This window comes from Myroides pelagicus (assembly GCF_009711055.1).
In the GTDB taxonomy this organism is placed as follows: domain Bacteria; phylum Bacteroidota; class Bacteroidia; order Flavobacteriales; family Flavobacteriaceae; genus Flavobacterium; species Flavobacterium pelagicum.
This window is the reverse complement of the sequence record NZ_WMJY01000062.1, coordinates 1-6,329: the sequence shown is the minus strand read 5'-3', so window position 1 is coordinate 6,329 and position 6,329 is coordinate 1. Positions and strand designations below refer to the sequence as shown.

Annotated in this window: 5 protein-coding genes; 2 read left to right on the top strand and 3 right to left on the bottom strand. The window is 31.9% G+C overall.

The genetic code is table 11. The features are described 5' to 3' along the window. The first annotated feature begins 172 nt into the window (after positions 1-172). Positions 173-400: a sensor histidine kinase gene (locus GJV77_RS15095; RefSeq protein ID WP_394349986.1), complete on the top strand. Its 228-nt coding sequence runs from the start codon at positions 173-175 to the stop codon at positions 398-400. Further along, positions 393-1,085, top strand: coding sequence for a response regulator transcription factor (locus GJV77_RS14320; protein ID WP_155037014.1), 693 nt, complete (start codon positions 393-395; stop codon positions 1,083-1,085). The genes GJV77_RS15095 and GJV77_RS14320 overlap by 8 nt, the downstream gene beginning before the upstream one ends. 9 nt (positions 1,086-1,094) lie before the next feature. Here the strand turns inward: GJV77_RS14320 and GJV77_RS14315 are convergent, their stop codons facing one another. From GJV77_RS14315 to GJV77_RS14305, 3 genes are all read right to left on the bottom strand, one after another. Then, the gene (locus tag GJV77_RS14315) at positions 1,095-1,925 is read right to left on the bottom strand and encodes a hypothetical protein (protein ID WP_155037013.1); all 831 of its coding nucleotides are present in this window, start codon (positions 1,923-1,925) and stop codon (positions 1,095-1,097) included. A gap of 3 nt (positions 1,926-1,928) precedes the next feature. Then, a complete protein-coding gene (gene def / locus GJV77_RS14310) occupies positions 1,929-2,519 on the bottom strand; it encodes a peptide deformylase (RefSeq protein WP_155037012.1) in 591 nt (196 codons plus the stop codon). Between the two features lie 406 nt (positions 2,520-2,925). Then, positions 2,926-6,159 (bottom strand): AsmA family protein, encoded by a 3,234-nt coding sequence (locus GJV77_RS14305; RefSeq protein WP_155037011.1) that lies wholly within the window; start codon positions 6,157-6,159, stop codon positions 2,926-2,928. Positions 6,160-6,329: the final 170 nt, after the last annotated feature.

Here is a 6,329-nt window from a genome sequence, read left to right as displayed (position 1 = left end):
TTTAAATGCTGTTGCATTTATTTGTTGAATCTAAGCATTCAATTGGAACATAACTAAAGAGATTACTACTAATCTAGCCTCTATAGAGACAATAATAAACAATCTCGTGGAAAATAGCATTAAATATGGTAGTACAATTATTCATTGTACATTATGACAGTATAAAAAACAACTGGTTCTCGAAATAAAAGACAATGGAATAGGAATTGACCAAAATGAGATTAGTCTTATATTTAGAAAGTTTTATCGCGTTATCCAGAATAATGTTCACAATACTAAAGGTCTTGGAATAGGTCTGTACCAAATCAAAAACATTATTGATCAACAAAATGGATCAATCAATGTCAAGAGTAAGATTAATCACGGAACAACATTTACTATCAAATTACCTTATGAATAGGATTCTTTTAGTAGAAGATGATATAGACTATGGTATTGTGGTGAAACAATACTTAGAGATTAGTGGATTTGAAGTTGTTTGGGCTTCAACGCCAACCCCTGTATTCGAATATTTAGATCAGTATTCCTTTGATATTGCTATCCTTGATATTATGCTACCGATTAAAGATGGCTTTACTTTAGCTAAAGAAATAAATACTAACTATCCCCATCTACCTTTTTTATTCCTTACCGCAAAAAATCAAAACTTTGACAGACTGATAGGATTAAAACTAGGAGCTTCTGACTACCTCTCTAAAACTTGTGACCCGGAGGAGCTTAAAATTAGAATTGATAATATTCTAAAAAATCAAATTAATCGTACAACCAAATTAGATTATTATCAATTGGGTGCTTATCGATTTTACCCAGATCAATTAAAACTAACTATTAGCACAAATACCCATCGTTTAACAGAGCGAGAAAGAGATCTATTGGCTCTCCTTATCTCTTATGATAAACAAATCGTCGAACGAAACTATATCCTTCAACAATTATGGCCTGCTAATGATTATTTTAATGGGAGAAGTTTAGATGTATTTATTACTCGATTACGAAAATATTTAGCTGAAGACGAAAATATACAGATAACCAGTATTAGAGGTCTAGGTTTTGAAATTGACTTAGCATTAAAGGAAAAAGAATAGCGTAGATTATTACTCTGAAAATTGGAACTTGTCTAAAAAGTCTTGTTTTATTTCTTTGCGATTCTTTAATTTAATAAGTGTGTTAATACACTGCTCTTTGTATTGATTCTTACGTGTTAACAAAAACAAATTATACGTAGACCAGGCATAATTAGCTAAATAGTCTGTAAGCTCTCCAAACATTTCTTCACTAAGCTCAAAAGACTCTACTGCATTTTTATACTGTTGCAGTTGTGTATATAATATCCCCCGAATTAGATTTACTTCACTCTTTCGCTGCAATGTCCAAGTATTATTTTGAATATACTTTTCTTCCGCTAGTATTAAATTACTAATGCCTAATTCATAATCACCAATACTAGTAGAAGTAAGCCCTATACCGTAATACCCACTAGGTTTTTCCGGAAATGTAATCACTAACTCTTCGTATTTTTTTCTAGCTAACCCAATATTACTCACACGCAAAGCAGACTCCGCTAATTCTTCCTTGAACTTGTCACTAATCCCATTTGCTAAACTATCAGCATAATAGTAATAACTAACAGCCGCTTTATGCTTATCTTGTCTCGTCAAAGCTACACCGGTAAAAAAATAAGCATCACATAAATGCTTATCCTTTTGTATAATTTGATAAAAAGCTTTTCCTGCTAAGCTCGTATGTTCGTCTGAGTTTAATGCACGAATACCTATATCATATAGCTCGTGAATCGACACATCTTCACTAGGACAAATAAACTTGTAATGTTCTATTCGATATACATCATCTATATCCTGCCCTATCGCACTAAAACAACTAAACACAGAAAACACAAAAATTATATAGAATTGAAACTTAAACATAATTTACTTTTTGTAAACTAACTCACCATTGGGTGAAGCATCGAAAAACTCTTGTTGCATCTGCTCATCAATACGTTCAGGAAATAACACCCCATTCAAGTGATCATATTCATGCTGTAAAATTACGGCTGTATATCCCTCTACTATTTCCTGGAAATGCTGCCCCTCTAAATCGTAATAAGTAATTTGTATTGCTAAACTTCTAACAACTTCTTCATAGCGTTCAGGAATAGATAAACACCCTTCCTCTCCAATGCGTTTAACCTTAGAATACCAAACAATTTCAGGATTAATAAAAAACTCAAAAGGTTGATCCTTCTTGTCTAAGCGTTGAGCTAAAAAAACTCGTCTATTCACTCCAATTTGAGGAGCTGCTATCCCTACTCCAGGCTTTTCCTCATCACGTACAGTAGCATACAAACGAGAAATCAACAATTTCAAATTTGGATCTCGAGGCTCAACAGGAGTACAAACTTGATGAAGAATCTGATTATCAATTTCATCTGTAGTTTGTAAGACACGTAGAGGTAACTGGCTTGTCCCTTCGCTTAATAGGGCTAATTCCTTTTCTGTAAGAATATTATAACTATCCATTAGAATACATTTTGACAGTAAAAGTAAGGATTAAAAAAGACATTATAATAAATAACTTGCCCCCGTCTTAAATCAAACAGATTTTCATAAGCGTTTTATAAATTATACTAGCGAATACTTTCTGCGCTGTTTTATAATTGATTAAGTTACTGCAACTGTTAATCTACTTACTGACATTGCTTTTCCGTGCTTCCTGGCTCTTTGCTTGCCAAGAACCTACTTCTGGGCAAGTAAACTGCAGGGATACTGTACTTATAGCAGTAACTTGGCACCAAATACCATTATTCAGAAACCTCTATGAGCTAAAACAAGATACTTATTTAAATAAAAAAAGTGTTTTTGCTATCTAGGACAAGACATATAGTACATAAAAAAAGTTCAAGTTATAGTAACTTGAACTTTATATCTAAGCAGCTTCAATAATAGAAGACTCTATTTCCTGATTTGTTTCCACATTTTCACTTGGTATTTCCGGTATTGGATCATTAATAGAATTAATATTAGGTCCCTCTTCCTCATCATCATTTTCACTAGACCTTCCCAAAACCTCACTAGGTTTATATCTACCAAGCTTAATATCGAAGTTATCAGAATTACCAGTGATTTTCATAGGGATACCTATTATTCCTAAAGGAGGTAAACCTAATCTAAGACCAATATTCATCTCACCATCAAGACTAACTTGTCCCTCAAAACGAGGTCTAAAACCTGCCATTTTCATCTTAGTCCGTTCAATCGTCAATACATTATCTTTTACACTTGAGAGAATATCCACTTGATTCACATTACTCTTTTCTATGGACTTCGCATCAGTTTTATCAGCTATTGCTCCTAAAAGTTTAAACGATTTAAAAGAGACATCTTCTAATGTCAAAACACCATCTCCTACTAAAGAAGGCATAATAGGAAACATACCACTATTCAGGTTACCTTTTAATTTATAATCTAAAGAAACAACTCCATAGGTATCTTTCGCCATACTTACCATTTCTCTAAACATTGGTACTTCCTTATATGCACGTTGAATGTCAAAATTAAACGCCTGAATAGAATAATCAAATGATGCCTTTCGCAGATTATGAGGACGATAACTTCCTTGCATTTCAACATTAGTACCTATCATATCAAATTTAGCTTTCGCTAAATCAATTTGTCCATTATGAATAGATAACTCTCCTTCAAAATCATTAATAGCATAATCAGTGTACTTAACTTTATCACCATTAGCTCTAAAAACAATATTTACATTTTTAGGTACTTGAATTACTCCACTATTTTTACTAACATTACTACCTGTATTATTATCAGCATAAACCATAAATTCATCAATATTCATGTAAGGTGTGTTTAAATCAAACTGACCTTGCAGAACATCATCTTTCAAAAGATAGTCAATTACATTAGTTAAATAACCATTCATATTAAACTCTGAACTACCATATCGCGCTAAAAACTTGTTAAACTCCATTTTCTCTTCAGAAAACTTAAATACACCTTTTTTGATATGTAATGGTTTAGGAAATAACTCAGAAGAAACAAAGATATTATCAACTTCAAATCTTCCTCCATTCCTTAGCTTATCAAAATGTCCATTCACAGCATCACTTTGCAATCCTGATAAAAATAAATTGGTTCTCACTTTTCCTTTTACATCTAAGCCATCTAATTTGAATAATTTATATATGTTATCAATGTTCAATACACCTTTAGAACGAACATTATAACGTAAATTATCTAGATTATACAAACTAGCTGCTAATTGAAAAGGCTCATTGGCTATTCTAAAATCAATAGGCATAACCTTTATAGATAAATCATAAAGTGAACCACGCTTACTTGTTACAATTGTATGTACATTTATATCTTCAACTGGTAATTCAGGCATCTGATCAAATCTAAGATAACCATCCTTCATTTTAAAATCAGCATCTATTATTGGGAAACGTTTACGACTTGGTTCAAAACTTCCACTCACTTGACCATCTAGCTGCGCAATTCCTCTAATTTCTAAATCAGTTACTGGTAAAAATTCTTTCAGAGTAGATAAATCAATATTTGCTTTAATATTTCCATCAAGGTCATAATTACGCATATTTTTCAGTAAAACTTTACCTTCAATTTGATTATCCATAGCCATAAGATTCAAATGAGAAATATTCATTCGAGTATCTTTATATTCTGAAGTTGCGTTATTAACATCAAAGTCAACTTCTACATGAGACAAACCTTCTGGTAATTGAGCAAATTTAAAAAAGCCTTGTTTCAAAACTCCTTTAACATTAAAAACTGGAATACTGGAAATAATAGTATCATTAGTCGTTTTTCTTATAGTGCGAGTAACAATAACGTCTTTAGAATAAACACCATCCCACTGTCCATTTAATACTAAATCACCACGCATATCGAAACCACTTAGTCCTACAGCCTTACTAAAAAGTTCAAGGTTCAACTCTGCATTGACACTCCCCTTTGTAACCAGTGAATCTAATCCTCTACTACTAAAATCTATTCGACTCTGTTTTCCATCTACAAAGAAGTTCAAGCTATCTATACTAATCGTATTAGCTTGCATATCTAAGTTTGGTAGTTCAAAACTAAAACCTAAACCAAGATTCTCTAATGGTTTACTCAACTTACCATGCCTAAAAAACCCATTCTTCACTTTTAAGTTAAGGGATATATCAGGGGCTAGACTATCTACAACAACATATTTCCCGTCTAATAAAAAGTCGCCACTCACAGATCCTTTTATCTCAGTGTTAGCTATCCATTCCTGGTACTCTGGTGGGACAACTGAAAGTAGTTGCTCCAGTGAGGAGTTTACTGTACGAATATCAAATAGCATATCATATCCATTATCTATGAAAGCAAATTTACCTTTAAAATCTACAGGTAAATCTTTAATTCTAATATCATTTCTCTCAAAAATTAGAGTTAAAGATTTCGTATCCACCTGAGTAGAAAGCTTGGCTAATATTGGTTTCTCTTTAATATAATGAACTCCATCAAAATTCAAATCAAAAGACTGGATACGTATAACACTCTTTAAATCAAAAATAGCATCTGACATATTTCCACGGCCAACATAATCAAACTTCTGCATTACAAAGCTTAATTTACTAGCATAATCATTATAGATTACTTCTGCCTCCTTTATATACAAACGTGCGATTTTAAGCTCTAACGCTTTATCTTCTTCTTCAATTGTATCAGAACTACTATAGAAAATATCATAATTAGATAATCCATTTTCAGTGACACTAACATTAATAAAAGGTTTATCTATATAAATACGATCAAAACTAACTTTACCTGTAATTAAAGCAAATACGTTTATTCCTAAACTTACACTCTCCGCCTCAAATAATTCTCCAACAACAACTGACTCGCTAAAAGCTCCTTCAATGGAAGGATTTGAAATAGTAGCTGTCAAATATGGAAACTTTTTATAAAAGGACAGATTAATATCGTCAAAAGCTACATCACCCTTTATAGTCTCTTTAATAACAAAATGTACTTTTTCATTAATTGTATCCTTGAATAACATAGGTGTCCCCCACATTACAAGCAATAGCGCAACTATTAAACTACTACAAATAACCGCCAAACGTTTAACTATAGCACCTAGTTTTAAACTCATAATCGTAATAAAATTAACAAATACAAAGAAACATATTTTTTCGCAATACAATCCAAAACCAAAACTAAAAACTCGCAATAAAATATTAATAAAAAAATATAGTATTACGAAAATTCTCATATAGAGACTTTAGAATAATAAAAACAAAAAAAGCCTGACTACATATGTAA